This window comes from Nostoc sp. UHCC 0251 (assembly GCF_034932245.1).
In the GTDB taxonomy this organism is placed as follows: Bacteria; Cyanobacteriota; Cyanobacteriia; order Cyanobacteriales; family Nostocaceae; genus Nostoc.
In genome coordinates, this window is the sequence record NZ_JAYGHD010000261.1 from 1 (window position 1) to 1697 (window position 1697).

Consider the following 1697-nt stretch of genomic DNA (forward strand, 5'->3'; position numbering starts at 1 on the left):
CTAGGCTGTTGACTTTGTGGGTTTTTAGGCGGTTTTTGTTCATGCAGTTTTTGTGTCGTCAACATTCCTCTGAAAATAGGGTTTTTCTTTTCGAGAGCATAGATTGACCAAAAACTTCAGCCAACCATGCTTCAACGTCGGAAAAACTAATTGATTCAAGCGCATTTTTGACAACAGTATTTGTTAAATTCATAGTAGATAAACAAATAGTTAGCAACATTTGACCCATCTCTTTAAATGGGCAACGTGAAGAGAAGTACTTGTATTTTCCAAATAGTGATTCAATTACATCCGAAGTTGCTAGAAAAGTTTTTCTGTCCTTGATGTGAGAACTTTGAATCACAATGTAATCACAAATACTTTGCTCAAAATTTAATAGTTCACTCTCTAGGAAGGTAAACTCATTTTTCTCAAAATAAGTGAGAGACTGCTGATTAATTCCTGATTTTTTTAGTTGGGTTTCAATAGTCCTAGTGAGTAAAGTCATTTGATGCCAACGAATTAGATCAGGTTGATAATCAACTAACCATCCCAATTTCTCTCTGATTTTTTTATTAATTACGTTTAGCTCGCTATTTCCAGCTAATTCAACCAAGGTATCTACAGAGCAATTTAATAAATTTAGACCCCATTCAGTCAGCCTTTCAACATTAAAATACCGACACTGCGAACGTTGTGTAGGAGGAGATAAAAAAGATAATTCTGTTTGTTGTAACTGTTGCCTACAGATATTGCATTTTTTGATAAATGACTGATATCTATCATCAGAATTTAACTCATATTTTAAAAGCAAAGCCATTGCATGAGTCACATCGTGAGTATAAATTAAGTCTTCATTCTCTTGTTTATAAAGCTTTATGCCACGAGCTAAGTCGCTACTGTGGTCAGCCACTATTTGTATTGGTTTCCCAACCCGCAATGTCAGTTCATCAAGCTTTTCCTTTATATTTTCACCTCTTGTTGAGTCCATAATATAAAGCCCTAAAAGCTCTACATCTTGGTGAGAAAGTCCTCTTTTTGAAGGTATAATTTTTTCAACAAGGTGTTGTTGTGAAACACCTAAAACTACAAGAGCTTTTTGTTTTCCTAGTTCCAATGTAAAATCAACGATAAATATCCAATCGCTTCGATATTCTTTTTTGCGGTTAAGTTCGTATAATCCAATCCGTCCTAGCCATTTCCTAATACAAGTAAAACTTGGAGTTTTACCTGATTCTAAGAAGTTATTAAAAAATAATTCTAAGGTTTTTTCTATTCCTCTAAAACTCGTACCACATTTTACTACAAGTTGTATACTCATCAGGACTATATCAACTGTATAATGATGATTTTTAGCATTCAATTTTTCTGTATCGCCACTTGTTTCTAAATTAGACGAACTTGCGTCTAATTCATCTTTTTTTCCTCTACGCAGACCTCTCCCTTCTCAAGAGAAGACCCTTTCTCTGCTGCGATAGCGCGATTTTTCCAATACTCCCGTGATGCTGATAAATCTCTTACTTTTATTTCTAAAGCTCTCAGCTTTTTCTGTTTTTCTAAAGCTTTTTCTTTCCAATTATCTCGACCTGCGCGAAACAAGCGGGCTAATCTGCTAGTTGGGCTTTTGAATTCCACTTTTCTTTTACCTTTCCTAAATAAGACGACATGGTTATTGTATGAAAAATATCACTGAAAAACTCACAAAGTCAACACCCTAG

The 1697-nt window shown here is 34.6% G+C and carries 2 protein-coding genes; both read right to left on the reverse strand.

What is annotated here, in order from left to right; all coding sequences use genetic code 11:
* Positions 1-58: 58 nt before the first annotated feature.
* Positions 59-1342, reverse strand: coding sequence for a hypothetical protein (locus VB740_RS18075; RefSeq protein ID WP_323201335.1), 1284 nt, complete (start codon positions 1340-1342; stop codon positions 59-61).
* A gap of 44 nt (positions 1343-1386) precedes the next feature.
* Complete coding sequence (locus tag VB740_RS18080; RefSeq protein ID WP_323201336.1) at positions 1387-1614, reverse strand: hypothetical protein; 228 nt, start codon at positions 1612-1614, stop codon at positions 1387-1389.
* Positions 1615-1697 lie beyond the last annotated feature (83 nt).